Here is a 20,237-nt window from a genome sequence, read left to right as displayed (position 1 = left end):
GCGCCGACGCGCGAACAACGGTAGAATATCGTCCCTGACTTATCCACAGATGGCCGATCCTTCTTGTTAATCGAGTCCCGCCGCCGCGCTTATCTCAATGCCATGCAAGTGGTGCATTGGCTGCCGCGTACCGAACTGCCGTTCGCTGCCCCTTCGCGCCCGGAGTTGTTGCTGGCGCTGGTGCCTGAGGCCGTGCCCGAGTTCGACGAGGCGCCGGCACAGCCGGCACGGGTGGCGGTCAATGCGCCGGTTGCGCGCAGTGGCGAGCGACCGAAGATCGAGATTCCACGCCCTGGCAGCAGCGCCAAGACAGCCAGTAAGCCAGTAGAGAAAACCGAGCCTGCGACCGAGGTGGCCAAACCGAAGCCGGTTGCACCGCCGCGTTTTTCGCTGCAGTTGCTGCGTGCTGGCAACTGCCTGCTGCTGGTGGAACTGGCTACGGGTGAGGCGTTCCAGAGCCGTGACCCTTCCTACCTGTTGCTCAAGGACATGCTGCGTGCCGCCGGGCTGCCCGATAGCCCGCAGATCATTGGCGAGCCGGTGCGTTGGCCGTTGCTGGTGCGCGGAAATCTCGACCAGGGCCCACAAGCGGCGACCGATTTTGTCCAGGGCTTCATCCAGGCCCGGCTTGAAGACACACCCTGTGCCTGCTTATGGCTGATTGGCCTGCCCGCCGTGCGTTTTGCCGGTGAGGCGGACGCCGAAGCTTATTATCGCGAGTTGCCGATTGAAGGGCTGGGCACTGCCTGGGCCTTACCCGGCCTCGAATTGTTGATGGACGAGCCGCAGCGCAAGGCGCACGTCTGGCAAGCCATGCGCCGGCTTATGGCGCGCTGGAAACCAAGTGATGAGTGACACAATCAGCTTCCGCCGGATGACCGAGGCGGATCTGGAAGCCGTACTGAAGATCGAATACGCAGCCTTCAGCCACCCCTGGACCCGCGGAATATTCCTCGACGGGCTCAAGTCCTATGAAATCTGGCTGATGTTCGAAGGCGAACAGCAGGTGGGCCACGGCGTGATCAATGTGATCATCGACGAGGCGCACCTGCTCAACATCACCGTCAAGCCGGAAAGCCAAGGCCGGGGCCTGGGCCTACGCCTGCTTGAAGAGCTGATGAAGCGCGCCTACGAGATGAACGGTCGTGAGTGCTTCCTTGAGGTACGCGCCAGCAACCAGTCTGCGTATCGCCTGTACGAGCGCTATGGCTTTAATGAAATCGGCCGACGTCGTGACTATTATCCGGTCGCTGGCGGTCGGGAAGATGCCCTGGTAATGGCCTGTACCTTGATCGATTAGGGCACTTAGCGCTCTGGCTTGCCGTCCAGCGGGTCGCGGCGAGCCAGTTCGGCCTCATCAAGGCCGTCGCCGCCACCAATTTCGCTTTCATCGACCACGCTCAGGTCCCAATCTGCCGGATGATTTGCGCCTGGCTCCGACGGGGAGCGTGCTCCATCCTCGGGAATCAGCGTTTCAGGTTCGAGGTCGTCGTCGGTTGGATCGAAACCGCTGTCGACGTTGGGAGTATTCTCATCAAAGTGCAGCTCTTGCATCGAGCCCATGCGGTCTTCGTTGTCGTCGATCGGGGCTGGTTCGGGAGCGTGTGGCGGACGATGGGGTTGGGTCATGGTCAGTCTCCTGCGGGTGGCTGTAAAGGGTGGACCCAACGACTGCCGGAAGATTCCAAAGCGTGACCCGAACGGGCTTGCGCCAGTCACAAATGGGCATCAACCACGAGGCTTGACCATGCACGATCTACAAGAACTGATTGATAACAACGAGCGCTGGGCCGATGCGATCAAACAGCAGGATCCGGATTTCTTTGCCAAGCTTGCGCGTCAGCAGACGCCTGAGTTCCTCTGGATCGGCTGCTCGGATGCGCGTGTTCCGGCGAACGAGATCGTCGGCATGTTGCCAGGCGACCTGTTTGTTCATCGCAACGTAGCCAACGTGGTACTGCACACCGACTTGAACTGTCTGTCGGTGATCCAGTACGCGGTGGACGTACTCAAGGTGAAACATATCCTGGTCACCGGGCACTACGGTTGCGGCGGTGTCCGGGCGTCGATGCAGGATCGTCAGTTGGGCCTGATCGATGGTTGGCTGCGCTCGATTCGAGACCTGTATTACGAAAAGCGCGGCGAATTGGCGCAATTGCCCACCGAAGAAGAACGTGTCGATCGTCTCTGCGAGCTCAACGTGATCCAGCAGGTGGCTAACGTTGGTCACACCACTATCGTCCAGAATGCCTGGCACCGAGGGCAGAGCCTGTCGATTCATGGCTGCATCTACGGTATCAAGGACGGACGCTGGAAAAGTTTGAATGCAACCATCAGTGGCCTGGACCAATTGCCGCCACAGTATCGGTTGCGTCCGCAGGACTGAGTAAGATCGTGTCGAGGGCAAACCCACAGGGCAATCGCTAGCCCGTGGGCTTGTCCCACGACGATGCTCACGCCTTCTTCAGTTCGCGCAGGCTCCGGGTTATCGATCCGGTGTTGCACTTGGCGCTGGCCTGATCCGGGGTCATCTTGGCCACTGTGCGGAAGTACAATTCGCACGTCTGCTTCTTCGCCGTCACTTGCCACTTTTGCGTGCATGCGTTCAGCGTCGCCTGGGCATCCGCGTGCGGGTTGTGACCCATGCCGGCCTGCCAGCAGGCGGCACTCAAGTCCTGGCCCATCATTTTCAAGCCTGCCTGATCGGCTTTATCTTGATCGCCATCGTGGTTTTTCTTGTCAGCGGCATACCAGATCGCGCTTGGGTGGTTGGCGCCGAGCACCGGCACCTGTTGACCGCTCTGAGGGCTGATGCTTACCAGTCCCAATACGCTGAGCGCTGGGCCGTATTGTTGCTCGATCCAATTGCGCACCGGCGCACCGAACGCGACCATCGGCAGGGCGGCCCCATCGGCGTTGCGGGTGAACTCTTTGACCATGCGTAGCTGGTAATCCTTGAAGTACCCATACACACCTTCCAGATCCTTGCCGGCGCTGGCGGGCGCGGCGATCGGGGCAATGTCGATGATGGTCTGATAGGCCGGTGTCTGTTCAGCAACAATGCCGTTGTAGGTCAGTAGCGTCGCCCAGCGATCGGTGGTGTTGGAACGCAGATAGTCTTGGGCCTGGGTCAGTGAGTAGTCTGGCGGGAAGTGCAGCAACTCGATGCTGCGACGGTTCTCCAGAGCCATGCCCAGCGGCAGGAACAGGTTCCAGCTATAGGCCCACTTGCCGTCGCTGTTCAGGCGCCTGGCACCTTGATAGGCCAGCTCGCCAGTGTCGAGCAAGGCCGCCAAGGGCGCGCTGTAGCTACCGGGAACACCCTGAATGTCAGCATGCAGATTGTTGTTGTCACGGCTGACCCGCACCGTGGCAGCGGTATAGCCATCGCGCTGAACGCTCATGGTCAGGTAATGCTCGACTGTCTGTTCCAGGCTCCAGTCGCGAAAGCATATGACATTGCAGTTGTTGGGATAAGCGAACAGCCGGGTCACACGCTCCGTACTGCCTAGGTTAAGTTGGGCGTCGGCCAGCGCAGTTGCGCTGCAAGCCAGGGCTGTCAGGCCAAGGACCCATCGAACTGTCTTGTACATGCTTAACTCCTTGTCAGTAGCTCCCCAGAGTGGGAGCGCAGGCCATACTGGAGGCGTTTCCCGGGGATTGGGAAGGAGAAGATGCGAATGTTGGGGTGGCGTAGGGCTGGGATCCATGCAGGGCTTTTATTGACGTTGTTGTACGGCGCTCAGGCAAGCGCCGACCAGAGGGATGTGTATTTGTTTGCCCAGTGGGCAGGCGATCATGAAACCCGGGCGTTTCGGCAAATGCTGGTGGATGCGCGCCTGTATGGCGTCGTGCCGATCTATCAGTTGCTGCGCAGTGCCAGTGACTGGCGCTTGTGCTCCGCCGAGCCTTTCGCGGTGGCGCCCGCCGCCCAGTGGCCAGCGGTGCGTTCTACACTGCAGTTGCTCAAGACGTTGGCGGATCAAGGCGTATTGCGGCGCTATGAAGTGGTCTCCACGTACCGTGATCCGCGGCTCAATCGCTGTGCAGGTGGTGCAATCGATAGTGCCCATATGCGGGCGTTTGCCGTGGATGTATTGCTGCCTCCGGGGGCCGACCCGAGGCCGCTATGCAGCTTCTGGCAGGCTCAGGGCAAAGCCTGGAACATGGGGCTGGGTCGTTATCCTTCGGGGCGTATTCATATCGATACTGCTGGATTTCGCACCTGGGGTGGGGATTTCAGCGCCCATTCTTCTTTCTGTACGTTGCCGGCTGGCACTACGCCTCAGAGCAAATGAGCCAGGCAAGTGGCGGCTTGTGCACTGATCCATTGGGTGAAACGCAGGCACTTTTCGTCGTTGGCCATGCTGGGAGGGCACAGCAGGTAGTACGCCGATTGATCGCGAATAAAGCTGTGCGGAGCATGCAGTTGGCCGCTGGCGATTTCGTCCGCCACCATCAGGAATGAAGCCATGGCTACACCCAGTCCGGCCACGGCGGCCTGTATACACAGGTAGAAATGCTCGTAATCGGCGCGGCGGGTGTCCTTGGCTGATTGGCCGGTCAAGCCCAGCCAGGTGTTCCAGGCACTGGGGCGTGAGGCACTGTGCAGCAAGCGCAGGCCACCCAGTCCATGACTCGCAATAGTCAGGTTGGTGGTGCTTACCGGCCCCACCCATTCATCGCAGATCTTCACTGCGTGAAGGCCGGCTTCCCAGTGAAAATCGTCACGCCGTAACGCCAGGTCGACACCGCTTCGCGAAAAATCGACAGGGCCGCCGGCAGCCACCAGATGCAGGTGGATGTCGGGGTGGGCGGCATGAAAGTCGGGCAGGCGGGGAATCAGCCATTTCATCGCGATGGTCGGCTCGCAGGACAGCACCAGCACATTCTCACGGGTTTGCTGTTGGAGGCGGTAGACCGCGCCTTGCAGCTGTTCGAAGACCGACAGGGTGGTGCCATGCAGGGCGCGACCGGCAGGGGTGAGAAACACGGCGCGGTTGCGGCGCTCGAACAGCGTCACCCCCAGTGACTCTTCCAGCAGACGAATCTGGCGGCTGACCGCCCCGTGGGTAACGTTAAGTATGTCGGCTGCGCGGACGAAGCTTTCGGTCTGCGCGGCGACGTCGAAGTAGCGAAAGGCCGAAAGTGCGGGCAGTTTCATATCTGTGAGGAAAACTAGCGGATTTGCTGCACTATAAATCGCTTTTTACCCAGTACGAAGCTTTCGATAATGGCGATTCACAATGTTATCTGTGCGGATGCCTAACCGATCGAGGAGCTTTTCGTGAATGAACTCATCGCCGTTGCCTTGTTCACCATCCTGGCGGTGATCAGCCCGGGCGCGGACTTTGCCATGGTCACGCGCAGCAGTTACGCCTTTGGCAGGCGTGCCGGATTGTCTGCGGCATGGGGCATCGCGCTGGGGGTGCAGGTGCATGTGATGTACACAGTGCTCGGCGTTGCCCTGATCATCAGCCAGACCCCTTCGTTGTTCCTGGCGATGAAGGTGTTGGGGGCGGGTTATTTGATCTACCTCGGTTACAAATCGCTGACCAATCGCGCATGCATTTCCCTCGATGGCGGCCCAACTTCCAATCAGCTTGGGGTAGGCGCAGCCTTGCGGTCAGGGTTTCTGACCAATGCCCTGAACCCCAAGACCATGTTGTTCGTTGTCAGTGCCTACACTCAAGCTGTACAACCGGGTAGCTCTCTTGCAACCAGTCTTGGTTATGGTCTGTTCATGTCCGTCGCTCACTGGCTGTGGTTCAGTCTGGTTGCGGTGTTTTTCTCTTCGCCGTCCTTGCGTCGGATCATGCTCGATCGGCAATTGCTGGTCGATCGAGTCATCGGCGTGGCCTTGATTGGCCTGGGATTGGCGGTGGTTCTGGCCAACGCGCGGTGACGCGCAGACAGCGGCCGTGTTGCAGTGTCATGCTGCCAGCGACAAACGCTCATGAACAAGTCACCTTCTGTGAAAGCGCTGCAAGAGGCAGCCGAATGGCTGGTGCGCCTGGACGGTGAGGTCGATACGGTCGAGCGCAATGCTTTTCGTGACTGGCTCAACGCTGATCCAGAGCACCTGGCGGCCATCGAACGACTGGAGGGAAGTCTGGCAGCGTTGCATGAGTTGTCCCGCGAACCTGCACGGGAGGCTCTGGACGGCATCGTCCGACGGCGCACCCTGCGTCAGCCAATCAAAGCGCTGGCGCTGGCAGCGTTACTGCTGTTGCCGGTCGGCTTGGCGATACAACAGTTTCCGCTGTCCTACTTGCTGGCGGACATCCGTACCAACAATGGCGAGTGGCGCTCACAAACACTACCCGATGGCAGCCTTATCAGCCTTGATGGCAACTCCGCCGTGGATCTACAGTTCGATGCTCAGCGCCGTACCGTGCGCCTGGTGCAAGGGGAAATACGGGTGGATGTGGTCAAGGATGCCTCGCGGCCATTCCTGGTGCTGACCGAGCATGGCAGTGTCAGTGTCATGGGCACTCGGTTTGTCGTCGAGCAGCTTGGTGATGCCACCCGTGTGGCGATGATCAATTCGACCGCGCATGTCGAAAGCGATGGCAAGCGCTTGGCTGTTCACGGTGGGCAGGAAGTGCGCTTCAACGCTACAGGGTTGGGCACACCGCAGAGCATTGATCCCGCCGCGCTGGAACAGGCTTGGCTGCAGCATCAATTGCTGGTTCACGAGCAACCCTTGAATCTGGTGCTCGAACGCTTGGCGCGCAATCATCATGGTTATTTGCTGTATGACGCCGAGGCGCTTGAAGTGCTGCAGGTCACGGCAGTACTACCTGCCGACGACAGTCAGCGGGCATTGCGCTTGCTGGCGCGCAGCCTGCCAATCAGGCTCGAATATTACACACCATGGATCACCCGCGTTGCGCTGGCTGGTAGTGGGAGTAGGAAGAGGTAATTGAAAGGGGGGTAAAACGAGCAGGCAAAAAAAATGGCCTACCTTGCGGTAAGCCATTTTTCGGTACTTGGTGGCTACACAGGGACTTGAACCCCGGACCCCAGCATTATGAATGCTATGCTCTAACCAACTGAGCTATGTAGCCAAGTGGCGCGCATTATTCGCTTGAAACGAAGTTGTGTCAACACATCTTTTCAAAAAATTTTACGCACGATCAACCGCTTAGCCGATCATCGGTTCAGAAGTCGTATTTGAACGTTGTCATCAGGTTACGTGGCGCGCCGTAATTTCCGAACGAGGAGGCCATGGAGTAGTACTCCCGGTCGAAGGCGTTGTTCAAATTGACACTGGCACTGAGGTTTTCGCTGATGTCGTAGCGCGCCATCAAGTTGACCAGTGCGTAGCTGCCCTGGGTAAAGTTGTGCAGGTCCAGGCCGACTTTGCTTTGCCAGTTGACCCCACCACCCACGGTGACCTTGTCCAGCGCGCCAGGCAGGCGGTAGCTGGTGAAGGTCTTGAGGCTGTGACGCGGCATCAGCGTGGCGATGCGTTCATCCTGGTTGTCGGTGGTCAGGGTATAGGTGTACCCCGCCGATGCCTGCCAGCCATCGGCCAGCTCGCCATTGAGCTCCAGTTCCAGGCCCTTGGAGGTGGTGTCCTGCTTGGCCTCATAGACATCGTCGTGTTGCCAGATTGCCAGGTTGTCCTGTTCCAGCTTGAACAGCGCCATGCTCGAATTCAGCTTGCCGTCGAAATGACTGCCCTTGACGCCGACTTCATAACCCACGCCTTCCATGGGGTCGAGTGGCTGATTGTTTTCGTTACGTACCCAGGAACTTTGCGGGTTGAAGATCTTGGTGTAGCTGGCATACAGCGCCCAGGATTCGTCCAGGTCATAGACCACACCGGCGTAGGGGATGAATACGCCGCTTTCCTTACGATTGACCTCGGTGCTGGCGGCGCCGTATGGACGGTCTTCAGTGTCGCGCTTCCAGTCGATTACCCGGCTGCCAAGAATCAGGTTGAAGTCGTCGCTCAGGTGCAGGCGCGAGGTCAGGTACGCTGCGTACTGGGTTTCCTCCATGGAGGATTTGCCGCTGATGGTGAAGTCCGGTTTGGGCTGTTTGCCGTCCCAGTCGAAAATATTGTCGATTGCTGCGCCAGGGGTCGCGTTGTAGTCGTAGCGCCAGCCGCCCCAACTTGGGACGTTTTCGTTGTACCTGGACAACGTCACGCCGCCGATCAACTCGTGCTCGCGGTTGAACAGGCTGAACGGGCCGGTGACGTACAGGTCTAGGTTGTCTTGGCGTGGGGTGCCGGAGAAGCGTACCGGCAATTGGCTCAGGCCGCTGCCGTCGGGGTGCAGGTCGCCCATGAGAAAGCCGAACACTTCGTCAAACTGGTTCTCGGAATGGCTGTATTCGATCTTGCCGCTCCAGCCGTTGCCAAGTTGCTGCTCCAGCGAGGTGAAGAAGCTGGTTTGTTCGTGGTCGTTGTATGACCAAGTCGGTGCGTTGTTGATCGAGCGCTTGAGGTTGGATCGCTCACCTGTACTGAAGCGTGTGGGCAAGCCGGTACGCAAGGGCGAGTCGACATCGGTGCGCTGATAGCTGAAGCCCATTGTCAGCAGCGTGTCTTCGCTCAGGTCGAATTCGCTGATGCCGTAGAGCAACTGGCTCTCCATTTTGTAACGATCTACCCAAGCGCCTTCGGTCTTGTAGTCAGCGACCAGACGACCGCGAATGTTGCCTGTCTCGGTCAGCGGCCCGGAAACATCGAAACCGGTGCCGTAACGATCCCAGGTGCCGGCCGAACCTGTGATGCTGGCCTGGCCTTCGGCAGTCGGGCGTTTGCGAATAAGGTTGATGGTCGCTGAAGGGTTACCCATGCCACTGATCAGGCCGCTGGCGCCACGAACGATTTCGATGCGGTCGTACATCGCCATGCTCTGGGTGTAGTTGTCCATGCGCGAGACAGTCGGTACACCGTCAATCTCGTAGTTCTGGATAACAAAGCCGCGCGAGTAGTAGGTGTCGGTTTCGGCGCCCAGGCCGTCACGGGTGACGATGATCCCCGGGGCCGCCTCGAGGGCATCGCTGAGGTTGGTAAGACGTTGGTCATCGAGGCGCTGGCGGGTCATCACCGTTAGCGATTGCGGGGTTTCCTGGGGCGTCAGGTTCAGGCGTGTCGAGCTGCTTGAGGAGTAAGTGGTGTAGAGCCCGGTGCCTTCGGTGGTGGAACCGGGCGCCTTACCGGAAATACTCATGGCATCCAGCTGCAATGCACCGCTCAATTCCATCGGCAAATCGACGACGAAGCTGTCGGCGTTGGGCTGGCTAAAACGAGCGTTGCTGCCTGCGGTGAGTGCTTCCAGCGCCTGGGCTGGGCTCAGGGTGCCCTGTACACCAGGCGAACTGCGATCGCGCAGTTGGTTGGCGTCATAGATGACCTGCAGGCCGCTCTGCGCACTGAACTGGTCCAAGGCATCAGCGAGTGGCTGAGCCTTGATGTTGAACCTTACTTGCTGGGTTTGGTTCTGCGCCGGGGCGGCTTGCGCGGCTTGCGCAGGAAGGGCCAGGGCAGCTGAAAAAAGTGTGGCGGCAAAGATGGCGCGGGCAAGCGGCTGGCGCGTGAAAGCGAAATCGCGTGGGTACTGCATGTGTCCTCCCCCAGAGAATACAAATGTTAATGCTTCTTATGTGGAGGTGTGACGCAGCAGACTCAGGAATTACCGAGTGGCCGCCAAAATATTCTTCGCCCAGATCAGCGAACAATCATCCATTGCCCTGCAAGGTTGTCGATGTGCAGGTTCTGGTTGCTGGCAAGGGCGTCGAGGGCAGACGTGGCCTGGTCAAGGTTGAAACTGCCACTGACCAGACGCCGACCAACCTGCTCGTCGATGTAGAGCAGGCGGCTGCCCTGGTAATCGGCAAGCTGCTGCAGCACTTCGCGCAAAGGGACTTCGCGTACCCGCAACTGACCGCTGCGCCAAGCCAGCAAGCGCTCGGCATCGACGTTTTCGACCTGATCCAGGCGGTTGCCGCTCAGGGTCAAGCGCTGGCCAGGGGCAAGCATGCGCTTGTCGCCACCACGGCTGCTGACTTCGACCTTGCCCTTGAGCAGCACGACCTCATCACGATCGTGGCCACGGCTTACCGAAAAACGCGTGCCCAGCACCTGAACCTGTGCGTCGTCGACGTCCACCACAAAGGGACGGCCGTCGTGGGTTACATCGATGAACATCTGCCCTTGGACCAAGCGAATCTTGCGCACAGGTCCACGCAGGTCGACATCCACGGCGCTTGCACTGCCAAGTGTCAGCTTGGAACCGTCGGCCAATTGAATCTGCCGACGCTCGCCGGGAGCAGTGGCCACATCACTGTTCAAACGTTGCAGCAGAGGCAGTTGCAGCATGACCAGGCCGCTGATCAGCAAGATGCTCGCCGCTACCGCCCAGCCGCCCCAAGAGCGAGGGGCGCAGCGCCGTTCGATCTTGTGCAGGCGGCGGGCTGGCATTTCCAGTTGCTGCCAGAACAGCTCGACTTCGGCAAATACCCGGGCGTTTTCAGGCGTCAGGCGCCAGTGCTCGAACGCTTGCATTTGCTCATCGTCGAGGTCATCGGCGCGCAACCTGGTGAACCAGTCGAGGGCCTGTTGTTCACGGTCGCCAGTTTCGGTCGGTTGAGCTGAATTAGGCGCTGTGTTCATGGCTGTTCAGTCTTGCGTGAAGTATTCAGGGCGGCCGCTGCGCAATGGCTCAGGGCTTTGTTCAAATGACGCTCCACGGCGCGAGGATCGAGCCCCAGTCGTGCGGCGATGTCCTTGTAGCTCAGTTGCTCGACGCGGGCTAGCAGAAATACTTCGCGGGTCGGCGATGGCAAGCAATCGATCAGGCGTTCAAGGTGATCCAAGGTATTTCCGGCCACGGCACTACGCTCGGGTGAGGTTTCATTGAGCAATTGATCCAACGCTTGATCATCATTAACCCCGCGCACCTGGCTGCGCCGAGCATGGTCGATGCTCAGGTTGTTGGCGATGCGGTAGAGAAATGCGCGCAGGTTGCCAATCTCACCGCGCTCGCTGTGCATCAGGCGCACAAAGGCATCTTGCAGCAGGTCGCGGGCAGTCTCCCGGCATCGCACTCGGCGAGTCAGGAACGCCAGCAGTTCGCTGCGGTGCTGCTGATAAAGCAGCGTTAGGCTGCGGTTGTCCGGATCGTTGGACATGGCGTGCGCACTGCTCTGAAGGGCGGGGGCGGTTGGTAAGGAAGAAAATGCTAACGTTATTGAGAATTATTAACAAGCACATCGAGATAACGCTCGTCGAAAATAATAGTGCGCTTGCTAACGAATTCTGGATAATTGGATCCCAACCACCGGATGGAAGACTTTGTCATGGCTGTCAGCAGCGCCTCGTCCCCTTCACCCATAAGCGCCCCGACCGCCCAGAGCAGCCCGCTGGTTATGCGGATCATTGCCGCGTGTGCGCTGGCGCACCTGATCAACGACTTGATCCAGGCAGTGCTTCCGTCGATCTACCCACTGCTCAAAGCCAACTACGATCTGAGCTTTGCCCAGGTGGGCCTGATTACCTTGACGTTCCAGGTCACAGCATCGCTGTTGCAACCCTGGGTAGGCTTCTATACAGACCGCAAGCCGATGCCGAACCTGCTGCCGCTGGGCACGCTGTGTACCTTGGTGGGGATCGTCATGCTGGCCTACGTCGGCAGTTTTGCCATGATCCTGCTTGCGGCGGCCTTGATAGGCATCGGTTCTTCAACCTTCCATCCGGAAACTTCGCGTATTGCCCGCCTGGCCTCGGGCGGGCGGTTTGGTTTGGCGCAGTCGACTTTCCAGGTGGGTGGCAATGCCGGCTCCGCTTTCGGTCCGCTACTGGCGGCAGCGATCATCATTCCGTTCGGCCAGGGCAACGTGGTCTGGTTCGGTCTGTTCGCGGTCTTTGCGGTACTGGTTACCTATGGCTTGAGCCGTTGGTATCGCGAGCACTTGAATCTGTTCAAGGCCAAGGCTGGCCAGGCGGCGACTCATGGTTTATCGCGTGGTCGAGTGACCGGGGCGCTGGTAGTGCTTGCCCTGTTGGTGTTCTCCAAATACTTCTACATGGCCAGTTTCACTAGCTATTACACCTTCTACCTGATCGAGAAGTTCGATCTGTCGGTTGCCAGTTCACAGATGTACCTGTTCCTGTTTCTCGGCGCCGTGGCTGCCGGGACGTTTTTCGGTGGACCGATTGGTGACCGTATCGGACGTAAGGCGGTGATCTGGTTCTCCATCCTCGGTGTTGCCCCGTTCACGCTGCTGCTGCCTTACGTCGACCTGTTCTGGACCAGCGTCCTGAGCCTGGTCATTGGCTTCATCCTGGCTTCGGCTTTCTCGGCCATTGTGGTGTACGCCCAGGAGCTGGTGCCGGGCAACGTTGGCATGATCGCCGGGATCTTCTTTGGCTTAATGTTCGGTTTTGGCGGTATCGGTGCCGCCTTGCTTGGCTACTTGGCCGACTTCAAAGGCATCGAATACGTCTACAGCTTGTGCTCGTATTTGCCGTTGTTCGGTCTGCTGGCGATTTTGCTGCCGTCTACCGCAAAGCGCTGAAGGCTCAAGACCGGGCTATTGACGGGTGGCATTGGTTCTCCTAGAGTGCCGCCCGTCCTCACATGTGTAACCGATTGATGAATCGCTCCCAACACTCCTACCAGTTCTGCCAGCCGGTCATCCTGACCCGCTGCTGCGATTGGCCGAGCGATACTGTCCTCAAGCGTCGGCGCAGTGTGCTGTTCGCCTTTACCTTCTCCCCACACCTCCACGCCCTCTGACAAGGCCGTTATTCGCCCGGTGTCTAGCCGTGGCCGGTCGTTGTGCACCTGAACATTTTCATGGTCGTGTATAGCCACGCCCGGGAGCGATGTCGCGCCGGTGGTGGTGAGTGGAGTGGTAATGAACAAGCGTTTTCTGGCGGGCCTGTTGTTCGCTGTGTCGGTGGTTGGTTTCAGCCTTGGGGCAAGCTTGCCACTGGTGTCCCTGCGTCTACTCGAGGCGGGTGCCAGCACCCTGCAGATCGGCATCCTCTCGGCCATCCCGGCGGCAGGAATGATGCTCTCGGCATTCATGGTCGATGCCTGTTGTCGGCACCTGACCCGGCGCACTATTTATTTGCTCTGTTTTGCCCTGTGTACCTTGAGCATCGGCCTGCTCGAATGGGCGTTCTCGTCGATCTACCTGCTGGGGCTGTTGCGCCTGGGGCTGGGTATCGGTATGGGCATCGCGATCATTCTCGGCGAGTCCTGGGTCAATGAACTGAGCCCGGAGCACAACCGCGGCAAAATCATGGCCCTGTACGCCACGGCCTTCACCGGCTTCCAGATGCTTGGCCCGGCAATGCTGGCCGTGGTTGGCGCGCAGAGCGCCTGGGTGACAGCGGTGGTAACTGCCTGTTATGGCGTGGCCCTGATCAGCATTGTGTTGACCGTGCCAGACGACCACGTCGAACATGGTGAAGAAGCCGAGAAGAGTTTTTCTCTGGCAGGGTTCTTCAAGGTGGCACCGGCCCTGTGCATGGGCGTGCTGTTCTTCTCTTTCTTCGACGCGGTAATTCTTTCGCTGATGCCGGTGTATGCCTCAAGCCATGGCTTTGCGGTGGGCGTGGCAGCGTTGATGGTCACGGTGATTCTGACCGGTGACATGCTGTTCCAGTTGCCGCTTGGCTGGCTGGCGGACCGCAGTGAGCGAACCAGAGTGCACCTGATCTGTGGCGTCGTGGCGATGCTCATCGGCATTGCCTTGCCATGGCTGTTGCAAGTGCAATGGCTGCTGTGGCCGGCGCTGGTGGTGCTGGGTGCTGTTGCCGGTGGGGTCTACACTTTGGCGCTGGTTTTGATTGGCCAGCAGTTCAAGGGGCAGGATCTGGTCACGGCTAACGCCAGTGTTGGTTTGCTGTGGGGCGTCGGCAGTCTGGTCGGGCCGTTGGTGAGTGGCGCGGCAATGGAAGTTGCTCCCCATGGCTTGCCCATGGCACTGGCGGCCATGGCGGCGCTGTTCGTCTGCTTTGCTCGCAATGCCAATCGCAAGGCCTACCGGCTCAGAGCAGCGGCTCGGTAGGCGACACCCGAGTCTTCCCTCTCGAGACCTAGGTACTGACATTGTCGTCTTGGGCGTCGCCGAGACGGGCCTGAATCCAGCAATTCAGCGGCGCTGTATAGCCTTGCCTTCAAGGATTCTCGGCCCCGGGCCTTCTTTGCCCAAGGCGTCATCAGGGTTGCGCAACGGGCAGTCATCCAAGGACAGGCACCCGCAACCAATACAATTGTCCAGGCTGTCGCGCAGCGCTTCCAGGGTGCGGATGCGGGCGTTCAAGTCGTCGCGCCAGGCTGATGACATTTCCCTCCACTGAGCGGCCGTCACTTTGCTGTTTGGTGGGTATTTGCCTATAGCTTTCTTGATTTCCTCCAGCCCAATTCCGGTGCGTTGCGCTACCTTGATGATGGCGAGAGTACGCAGTACCAATGCCGGGAATCGCCGTTGATTGCCTGCACTTCGTGTACTGGCGATCAAACCCTTGGACTCGTAGAAGTGCAGGGTGGAAACAGCAATACCGCTGCGTTTGGCAACCTCACCGACGGTAAGTGACCGTGAGCTATCCATTTTTTCTGTCACTGCCACAGCGGTTGACCTCGATCTAAGTTGAGGTTTTATAGTCCGCTGCGCGCTTTCTTGCAATCGGCTGGAGGCCGCGGCCTATCGCCACGCCGTCAAACTGGAGAACACACTTACTTGGCGAACGCGTGCAAGCAGCGCGCAGCTTCAACAAGCAACTGCCGCGCAACAATGAACTTGCGAGGCGTGTTGATGGGAGGGCAGGGGTAAGGCCGTGAATCGCGGATTGTTACTGTTTCATCAACATTGTTTTCCAGTCTTTTGGAATTATCCCAAAAGGCCATCGCGATAAACTGTCCTTAGAGTCAGGGCGCGCAGCTAACTATCCAAACTGATAGCAGCCGCCTTGACTCCATCTTGAATATCGAACTCGCGTCGAGTTTCGATTCCAGGTTGCCGGGTTGCGGCGATCTAACGTCAGCATCCGAGCCTAAACGTATTGGCGGCAATGTGCGCCGCCGATCTTCCATGCTTACTTGCCTCGGCAGGGTAGTGCATAGGGATTTTGAACTAACCACGCGTAGCCAAATACAGGGCGGCCCGATCATTCGGCCGATTTGCTCACCTTCTGTGGGAGCCGTTCTGTATTTCACCAACAGGGCATATTTACATATGACGGACGACAATCTTTCCCACAAGGGAAGACGCTCAATCAGTGAGGTCGCAAGGGTGCTGTTTTCCTTGCTGGCTTTTATCGTGGCGCTTGCATTGATCTATGGCGGGATCAAATTGCTGGCCTTGGGCGGATCAAGTTATTACTTGATAGCAGGCCTGGCTTACTTGTTGTTAGCTGCACTTTATCTACTTCGCAAGCGATTTGCCCTTGCACTTTCTGTGGTTATATTTCTGGCGACGTGTGTCTGGGCTTTTTACGAAGTGCGCCAGTTCAGTTATTGGCAACTGCTTCCGCGCCTGGTCGTTCCGGCCGTTATCCTCACGCTTAGTCTGTGGGTGAGCGCAGCGCTTGCTGGTACTTCCTTGCGCACGCAGCGCGTAGCCAATCGTTTTGGTTTTGCCGTGTTGCTGGGACTGATCGCCACATTTGTTGCGGCGTTTTTTCCCCATGGTGCGATCTCCAACCCCGTGGCTACGACGGCTGCGCCTGCTTCCAAGGCGTCCCAATCGGCCCCGGAAAACTGGGAGTTCTTTGGCCGTAATGCGTCGGGCACCCGGTTTGCACCCTACACGCAAATCACTCCGGAAAACGTCAATGAGCTGCAGGTTGCCTGGACTTACAGAACAGGCCGCAGAACCACGGGCGCGGGCGCGGGTGTGGACGAAAACACCCCGCTGCAGATTGGTAGTGTTCTGTACTCCTGCACCCCGGAAAATCTGATTACAGCGCTCGACGGTGACACAGGCAAGCCGATCTGGAAGTTCGATCCGCATGCCAAAAGTGAAGAGCACGTAACCTGTCGTGGCGTCGGTTACTACGATATCGACAAGGACGACAGTCTCACGGCCGAGGTCAAGGCGTCGTACAGCAACGACCAGCAATGCCGCCAGCGCATTCTGGTGTCGTCGGTGGACGCCCGCTTGTTCGCGCTCGATGCCCACACCGGCGAGCTGTGCCCAAGCTTTGGCGACAACGGCTATGTCGACCTCAAGAAAGGCATGGGCCCGACAGAGAACAGCAAGCGCTATCACCCAACCTCGCTGCCGGTGGTCATGGGCCACCTGACTGTCGTGGGTGGCTGGGTACGCGATATCGTCGCAAACGAGCCTTCAGGCGCTGTGCGGGCGTTCGACGTGCTCACCGGCAAGTTGGTATGGGCTTGGGATGTAGGCGCGCCTGAGAGCGTAGATGCAGCCGCCGACGATCATCAGTTCTCGCTCGAAACGCCGAACGTATGGACCATTCCGACCTACGATAAAGCGTTGAACCTGGTCTACCTGCCAACCGGTAACGGCCCACCCGACTATTGGGGTGGTGATCGGAACCAGGCCAAGGAAAAATACGGCTCGGCAGTGGTCGCCGTCGACGCGTCCACAGGCAAGGCCAAATGGGTCTACCAGATCGTCCACCACGATGTGTGGGACTACGATCTGCCTTCGCAGCCTGTTCTTTATGACATGAAGAATGCTCGGGGCGAGACCACCCCGGTGCTGATCCAGACCACCAAGACCGGTCATATCTTTGTATTGGATCGGCGTACCGGCAAGCCGGTGACTGAAGTTCAGGAGCGTCCAGTACCGACCTCGCCAGCAGCCGAAGGCGAGCACCTGTCGCCGACGCAGCCGTACTCGGTTGGCATGCCGGTGATTGGTGCCGAGCCACTGACTGAAGAGTCCATGTGGGGCGTGAGTACCTTCGACCAACTCTATTGCCGAATCATGTTCAAGGACTCGGTCTACGTTGGACCCTTCACGCCGCCAACTGAAAAGCCCTACATCGAATGGCCAGGCTTGTTGGGTGGCATGAACTGGGGTGGCATCTCCATCGACGAAAACACCGGCATGATGTTCGTCAATGACATGCGTGTGCCATTGCGAATGTCCTTGGTTACCAAGGAGAACACCAAGAAATTCAAAGTTTCGACTGATGAAGTACCAGGCTTCATGGGCACGATTCGTCCGCAAGTTGCCGGTATCTATGGTGGGATCAGAATCGACATTCTGCAGTCGCCACTGGGTGTGCCATGCAACAACCCGCCTTTCGGCAGCATGAGCGCTATCGATCTGAACACGCAGAAGTTGGTCTGGCAGGTTCCACTGGGAACCGTCCAGGACACCGGGCCTCTGGGTATCAAGACGAAGATGCCGATCCCCCTCGGTATGCCGACACTCGGCGGCCCAACCTCGACCGCGTCCGGCCTGGTGTTCTTCGCCGGTACCCAGGACTACTACCTGCGTGCACTCGATTCAGCAACAGGTAAAGAGGTGTGGAAAGCGCGCCTGCCGGTTGGCGCAGTGGCGGCTCCGTTGATCTATAAATCACCCGCCACAGGCAAACAGTACGTGGTTATCTCTGCCGGTGGCATGAGCCATTCGCCGGATGTGGGCGACTACATCATCGCTTACGCGCTGCCCGACAGCGTTAGCAAGTAACGCCTCGGCTGACGTTGTTGAAAAATAATCCCCGTTTACGGGGATTATTTTTGCAGCACCCACATCTTTGAAACGGAGCACATCTGGGATGTTTTTTTCTTTCCGCGCACTGCTGACCAGCAGCCTGTGCAGCGGTCTGTCGCTATGCATCTTGCCTCTGTCCTCAGCACAGGCTGACGCCTTCGATCTGATGAGTCGTTCGACACTCACCGGCGACTGGGGGGGCGAACGCCAGAAGCTGGCCGACGCGGGGGTCAAGCTTACGGGCGACTACAGTTCTGAAACCATTTCCAACCTGCACGGCGGGATCAAACGCGGCACCCGCTACGCCCAACAAATTCGCATCGGCGCCCAGTTCGATCTGAGCAAACTGCTGGATACGCCTGATGTGGGGGTAGTGCAGATCATCGTCAATGATCGTCGCGGTCACAGCGCCACGGAAGACTTGCTCGGCAATCGCCTTTCAGCGCAGGAGAACTACGGTGGCCAGTACACCCGCCTGACCGAGTTCAGCTATCAGCGCAATCTGTTCTCGCCAGACCTGTCGACCAAGGTCGGCTTCATGGTAATGGGTACCGACTTTGGCGGCATGCCAATCCTGGCCAACTTTGTCAGCGCAGGCTTCTGTGCGCACCCATTGACCATGGGCAGCGGTAGTGGCTGGGGCAACTATCCGACGGCACATTGGGGCGGTGAGTTGCGCTACAACGTCAACCCATCACTGACCCTACAAACGGCTGTATTCCAGGTTAACCCGGAGTACAACATGCGCTCCTCCAAAGCCTTTTCCATGCCCAGCAACGGCACCACCGGTGCAATTTTGCCCCTGGAAGCGATCTTCAATAACGACGATATTCTTGATGGCCAGTACAAGGTGGGTTGGTACTACGACACCTCTGACGCTCCCAAAATTGGCAGCACGGAAAAAAGCAGCAACCGCACAGGCGCCTATGTGCTGATGGACCAGGCAATCTGGAAGGATGAGCAAGACCCTGAAAGCGTGCTGCGCCTTTTTGGCCAGGCGGCCACGAGCAATGCGGCAACCTCGCCGATGCGCCGCTGGTATTCGATAGGACTGGTCAAGCAGAAGCCTTTTGCGAGTCGCCCGAAGGACTCCATCTCGTTTGGCTATGGCCGTGCAGTGCTCAACTCGCGCACGCGGGAGGTGCAGGAAGCGGCTGCAAGCAACCCAGGCGAATACGACATGATCGCTGGCCTGGACAATGCAGAGCAGATGCTGGAGCTCAACTATGGCGCGCAAGTCACACCCTGGTTGCTGGTGCGTCCCGACCTGCAGTACTACATTGAGCCTGGTGCGTTCTTTGGCAAGAAAAGGGGTAACGCATTGGCGCTAGGGTTGCAGGTCAAGGCGACGTTTTAACGGCATCCAGAAACAGAAAAACCGCGACCAGGCGCGGTTTTTCAGGGAGCAGTTTCTCAGTGTGCGAGTTATCACACTGAGGGGGATGCTCCAATCAGACGTTGAAGCGGAAGTGCATCACATCACCGTCCTTGACGATGTAGTCCTTGCCTTCCAGGCGCCACTTGCCTGCTTCTTTTGCGCCGCTCTCACCCTTGAACTGAATGAAGTCGTCGTAGGCGACCACTTCGGCACGGATGAAGCCTTTTTCGAAGTCGGTGTGAATCACGCCAGCGGCCTGTGGGGCAGTGGCGCCGATGCGTACGGTCCAGGCGCGAACTTCCTGTACACCTGCAGTGAAGTAGGTCTGCAGGTTGAGCAGGCCGTAACCAGCACGGATAACGCGGTTCAGGCCAGGCTCTTCCAGGCCCAGGGCCTCGAGGAACATGTCTTTTTCTTCGCCTTCGTCGAGCTCGGCGATTTCTGCTTCGATCTTGTTGCACACCGGTACCACGACAGCGCCTTCTTCTTCAGCGATGGCGCGAACAACGTCCAGCAGCGGGTTGTTCTCGAAGCCGTCTTCGGCAACGTTGGCAATGTACATGACCGGTTTGCTGGTCAGCAGGTGGAAGCCACGGATCAGTGCCTTCTCGTCATCTGCCATGTCCTTCATCAGGCTGCGTGCAGGCTTGCCTTCGGTGAAGTGCGGAATCAGCTTTTCCAGGACAGCCTTCTGGGCCAGGGCATCCTTGTCACCGCCTTTGGCATTACGCGTGACCTTTTGCAGTTGCTTCTCGCAGCTGTCGAGGTCGGCGAAGATCAGTTCCAGGTCGATGATCTCGATGTCGCGCTTGGGGTCGACGCTGTTGGAAACGTGAATCACGTTCTCGTCTTCGAAGCAGCGGACCACATGGGCAATGGCGTCGGTTTCACGGATGTTGGCCAGGAACTTGTTGCCCAGGCCTTCACCTTTGGATGCACCGGCTACCAGGCCTGCGATGTCGACGAATTCCATGGTGGTCGGCAGCACGCGGTTCGGCTTGACGATGGCCGCCAAGGCGTCCAGGCGCGGATCAGGCATCGGCACGATACCGCTGTTCGGCTCGATGGTGCAGAAGGGGAAGTTCTCTGCCGCGATGCCGGATTTGGTCAAGGCGTTGAACAGGGTGGACTTGCCGACGTTGGGCAAACCGACGATGCCGCAATTGAAACCCATGGTGAATCCCTCTTCGTG

General features: G+C 58.6%; 19 protein-coding genes and 1 tRNA gene. 11 read left to right on the top strand and 9 right to left on the bottom strand.

The genetic code is table 11. From position 1 onward, the window contains the following. Positions 1–63: 63 nt before the first annotated feature. Positions 64–855, top strand: a complete 792-nt coding sequence (locus H8F21_RS18370) for an energy transducer TonB (protein ID WP_203480501.1) — start codon at positions 64–66, stop codon at positions 853–855. Beyond that, positions 848–1,300, top strand: a complete 453-nt coding sequence (gene rimI / locus H8F21_RS18365) for a ribosomal protein S18-alanine N-acetyltransferase (RefSeq protein ID WP_203480504.1) — start codon at positions 848–850, stop codon at positions 1,298–1,300. Before H8F21_RS18370 ends, rimI begins: the two co-directional genes overlap by 8 nt. A 5-nt stretch (positions 1,301–1,305) precedes the next feature. Here rimI and H8F21_RS18360 read toward each other — a convergent pair whose 3' ends face one another. Beyond that, entirely contained in the window at positions 1,306–1,629 is a 324-nt protein-coding gene (locus H8F21_RS18360) for a serine kinase/phosphatase (protein ID WP_203480507.1), read from the bottom strand. 118 nt (positions 1,630–1,747) lie between these two features. Between H8F21_RS18360 and can the strand changes: the two genes are divergently transcribed. Beyond that, entirely contained in the window at positions 1,748–2,386 is a 639-nt protein-coding gene (gene can, locus H8F21_RS18355; RefSeq protein ID WP_203480510.1) for a carbonate dehydratase, read from the top strand. 67 nt (positions 2,387–2,453) lie between these two features. Here can and H8F21_RS18350 read toward each other — a convergent pair whose 3' ends face one another. Then, a complete protein-coding gene (locus H8F21_RS18350) occupies positions 2,454–3,593 on the bottom strand; it encodes a hypothetical protein (RefSeq protein WP_203480513.1) in 1,140 nt (379 codons plus the stop codon). 87 nt (positions 3,594–3,680) lie between these two features. Here H8F21_RS18350 and H8F21_RS18345 point away from each other — a divergent pair, with 87 nt between their 5' ends. Beyond that, positions 3,681–4,298, top strand: a complete 618-nt coding sequence (locus H8F21_RS18345) for a YcbK family protein (RefSeq protein WP_203480516.1) — start codon at positions 3,681–3,683, stop codon at positions 4,296–4,298. On the opposite strand, the gene H8F21_RS18340 is transcribed toward H8F21_RS18345, so the two are convergent. Continuing rightward, positions 4,286–5,164: a LysR substrate-binding domain-containing protein gene (locus H8F21_RS18340; RefSeq protein WP_203480518.1), complete on the bottom strand. Its 879-nt coding sequence runs from the start codon at positions 5,162–5,164 to the stop codon at positions 4,286–4,288. The two genes, H8F21_RS18345 and H8F21_RS18340, sit on opposite strands and share 13 nt — an antisense overlap. Positions 5,165–5,287: 123 nt before the next feature. Between H8F21_RS18340 and H8F21_RS18335 the strand changes: the two genes are divergently transcribed. Next, positions 5,288–5,905 (top strand): LysE family translocator, encoded by a 618-nt coding sequence (locus H8F21_RS18335; RefSeq protein WP_203480520.1) that lies wholly within the window; start codon positions 5,288–5,290, stop codon positions 5,903–5,905. Positions 5,906–5,956: 51 nt separating this feature from the next. Further along, complete coding sequence (locus H8F21_RS18330; protein WP_203480521.1) at positions 5,957–6,925, top strand: FecR family protein; 969 nt, start codon at positions 5,957–5,959, stop codon at positions 6,923–6,925. Positions 6,926–6,993: 68 nt separating this feature from the next. On the opposite strand, the gene H8F21_RS18325 is transcribed toward H8F21_RS18330, so the two are convergent. From H8F21_RS18325 to H8F21_RS18310, 4 genes are all read right to left on the bottom strand, one after another. Continuing rightward, positions 6,994–7,070 (bottom strand) — tRNA-Met (locus H8F21_RS18325). A gap of 93 nt (positions 7,071–7,163) precedes the next feature. Beyond that, the gene (locus tag H8F21_RS18320) at positions 7,164–9,584 is read right to left on the bottom strand and encodes a TonB-dependent siderophore receptor (protein WP_203480523.1); all 2,421 of its coding nucleotides are present in this window, start codon (positions 9,582–9,584) and stop codon (positions 7,164–7,166) included. A gap of 104 nt (positions 9,585–9,688) precedes the next feature. Continuing rightward, positions 9,689–10,633, bottom strand: a complete 945-nt coding sequence (locus H8F21_RS18315; protein ID WP_203480525.1) for a FecR family protein — start codon at positions 10,631–10,633, stop codon at positions 9,689–9,691. Beyond that, entirely contained in the window at positions 10,630–11,151 is a 522-nt protein-coding gene (locus tag H8F21_RS18310) for an RNA polymerase sigma factor (RefSeq protein WP_203480527.1), read from the bottom strand. The genes H8F21_RS18315 and H8F21_RS18310 overlap by 4 nt, the downstream gene beginning before the upstream one ends. Positions 11,152–11,319: 168 nt before the next feature. Between H8F21_RS18310 and H8F21_RS18305 the strand changes: the two genes are divergently transcribed. The 3 genes from H8F21_RS18305 to H8F21_RS18295 all read left to right on the top strand — a co-directional run bounded on the left by H8F21_RS18305 (position 11,320) and on the right by H8F21_RS18295 (position 14,040). Next, positions 11,320–12,537, top strand: coding sequence for an MFS transporter (locus H8F21_RS18305; RefSeq protein WP_203480528.1), 1,218 nt, complete (start codon positions 11,320–11,322; stop codon positions 12,535–12,537). 77 nt (positions 12,538–12,614) lie between these two features. Next, entirely contained in the window at positions 12,615–12,758 is a 144-nt protein-coding gene (locus tag H8F21_RS18300) for a hypothetical protein (protein WP_168198419.1), read from the top strand. A gap of 121 nt (positions 12,759–12,879) precedes the next feature. After that, positions 12,880–14,040, top strand: a complete 1,161-nt coding sequence (locus H8F21_RS18295) for an MFS transporter (RefSeq protein WP_203480530.1) — start codon at positions 12,880–12,882, stop codon at positions 14,038–14,040. A gap of 84 nt (positions 14,041–14,124) precedes the next feature. Here H8F21_RS18295 and soxR read toward each other — a convergent pair whose 3' ends face one another. Then, positions 14,125–14,583, bottom strand: a complete 459-nt coding sequence (soxR, locus tag H8F21_RS18290; protein WP_203480532.1) for a redox-sensitive transcriptional activator SoxR — start codon at positions 14,581–14,583, stop codon at positions 14,125–14,127. A gap of 624 nt (positions 14,584–15,207) precedes the next feature. Between soxR and H8F21_RS18285 the strand changes: the two genes are divergently transcribed. Both H8F21_RS18285 and H8F21_RS18280 read left to right on the top strand, forming a co-directional pair. After that, on the top strand, positions 15,208–17,643 hold the full coding sequence (locus H8F21_RS18285) for a membrane-bound PQQ-dependent dehydrogenase, glucose/quinate/shikimate family (protein WP_203585133.1): 2,436 nt from the start codon (positions 15,208–15,210) through the stop codon (positions 17,641–17,643). 88 nt (positions 17,644–17,731) lie between these two features. After that, positions 17,732–19,024 carry a carbohydrate porin gene (locus H8F21_RS18280; protein ID WP_203480537.1) on the top strand — a complete coding sequence of 431 codons (1,293 nt, stop codon included), beginning with the start codon at positions 17,732–17,734 and terminating at the stop codon, positions 19,022–19,024. 94 nt (positions 19,025–19,118) lie between these two features. Here H8F21_RS18280 and ychF read toward each other — a convergent pair whose 3' ends face one another. Then, a complete protein-coding gene (gene ychF / locus H8F21_RS18275) occupies positions 19,119–20,219 on the bottom strand; it encodes a redox-regulated ATPase YchF (RefSeq protein ID WP_203480540.1) in 1,101 nt (366 codons plus the stop codon). Positions 20,220–20,237 lie beyond the last annotated feature (18 nt).

The sequence above is a fragment of the Pseudomonas arcuscaelestis genome, assembly GCF_016881005.1.
GTDB lineage: Bacteria > Pseudomonadota > Gammaproteobacteria > Pseudomonadales > Pseudomonadaceae > Aquipseudomonas > Aquipseudomonas arcuscaelestis.
This window is presented reverse-complemented; position numbering and strand designations above follow the sequence as displayed.

Excerpts from the sequence above, each read along its gene's own strand:
- rimI (WP_203480504.1), top strand. The coding sequence starts at position 848 with ATGAGTGACACAATCAGCTTCCGCCGGATGACCGAGGCGGATCTGGAA.
- H8F21_RS18360 (WP_203480507.1), bottom strand. The coding sequence starts at position 1,629 with ATGACCCAACCCCATCGTCCGCCACACGCTCCCGAACCAGCCCCGATC.
- can (WP_203480510.1), top strand. The coding sequence starts at position 1,748 with ATGCACGATCTACAAGAACTGATTGATAACAACGAGCGCTGGGCCGAT.
- H8F21_RS18350 (WP_203480513.1), bottom strand. The coding sequence starts at position 3,593 with ATGTACAAGACAGTTCGATGGGTCCTTGGCCTGACAGCCCTGGCTTGC.
- H8F21_RS18345 (WP_203480516.1), top strand. The coding sequence starts at position 3,681 with ATGTTGGGGTGGCGTAGGGCTGGGATCCATGCAGGGCTTTTATTGACG.
- H8F21_RS18340 (WP_203480518.1), bottom strand. The coding sequence starts at position 5,164 with ATGAAACTGCCCGCACTTTCGGCCTTTCGCTACTTCGACGTCGCCGCG.
- H8F21_RS18330 (WP_203480521.1), top strand. The coding sequence starts at position 5,957 with ATGAACAAGTCACCTTCTGTGAAAGCGCTGCAAGAGGCAGCCGAATGG.
- H8F21_RS18320 (WP_203480523.1), bottom strand. The coding sequence starts at position 9,584 with ATGCAGTACCCACGCGATTTCGCTTTCACGCGCCAGCCGCTTGCCCGC.
- H8F21_RS18315 (WP_203480525.1), bottom strand. The coding sequence starts at position 10,633 with ATGAACACAGCGCCTAATTCAGCTCAACCGACCGAAACTGGCGACCGT.
- H8F21_RS18310 (WP_203480527.1), bottom strand. The coding sequence starts at position 11,151 with ATGTCCAACGATCCGGACAACCGCAGCCTAACGCTGCTTTATCAGCAG.
- H8F21_RS18305 (WP_203480528.1), top strand. The coding sequence starts at position 11,320 with ATGGCTGTCAGCAGCGCCTCGTCCCCTTCACCCATAAGCGCCCCGACC.
- H8F21_RS18300 (WP_168198419.1), top strand. The coding sequence starts at position 12,615 with ATGAATCGCTCCCAACACTCCTACCAGTTCTGCCAGCCGGTCATCCTG.
- H8F21_RS18295 (WP_203480530.1), top strand. The coding sequence starts at position 12,880 with ATGAACAAGCGTTTTCTGGCGGGCCTGTTGTTCGCTGTGTCGGTGGTT.
- soxR (WP_203480532.1), bottom strand. The coding sequence starts at position 14,583 with ATGGATAGCTCACGGTCACTTACCGTCGGTGAGGTTGCCAAACGCAGC.
- H8F21_RS18285 (WP_203585133.1), top strand. The coding sequence starts at position 15,208 with ATGACGGACGACAATCTTTCCCACAAGGGAAGACGCTCAATCAGTGAG.
- H8F21_RS18280 (WP_203480537.1), top strand. The coding sequence starts at position 17,732 with ATGTTTTTTTCTTTCCGCGCACTGCTGACCAGCAGCCTGTGCAGCGGT.
- ychF (WP_203480540.1), bottom strand. The coding sequence starts at position 20,219 with ATGGGTTTCAATTGCGGCATCGTCGGTTTGCCCAACGTCGGCAAGTCC.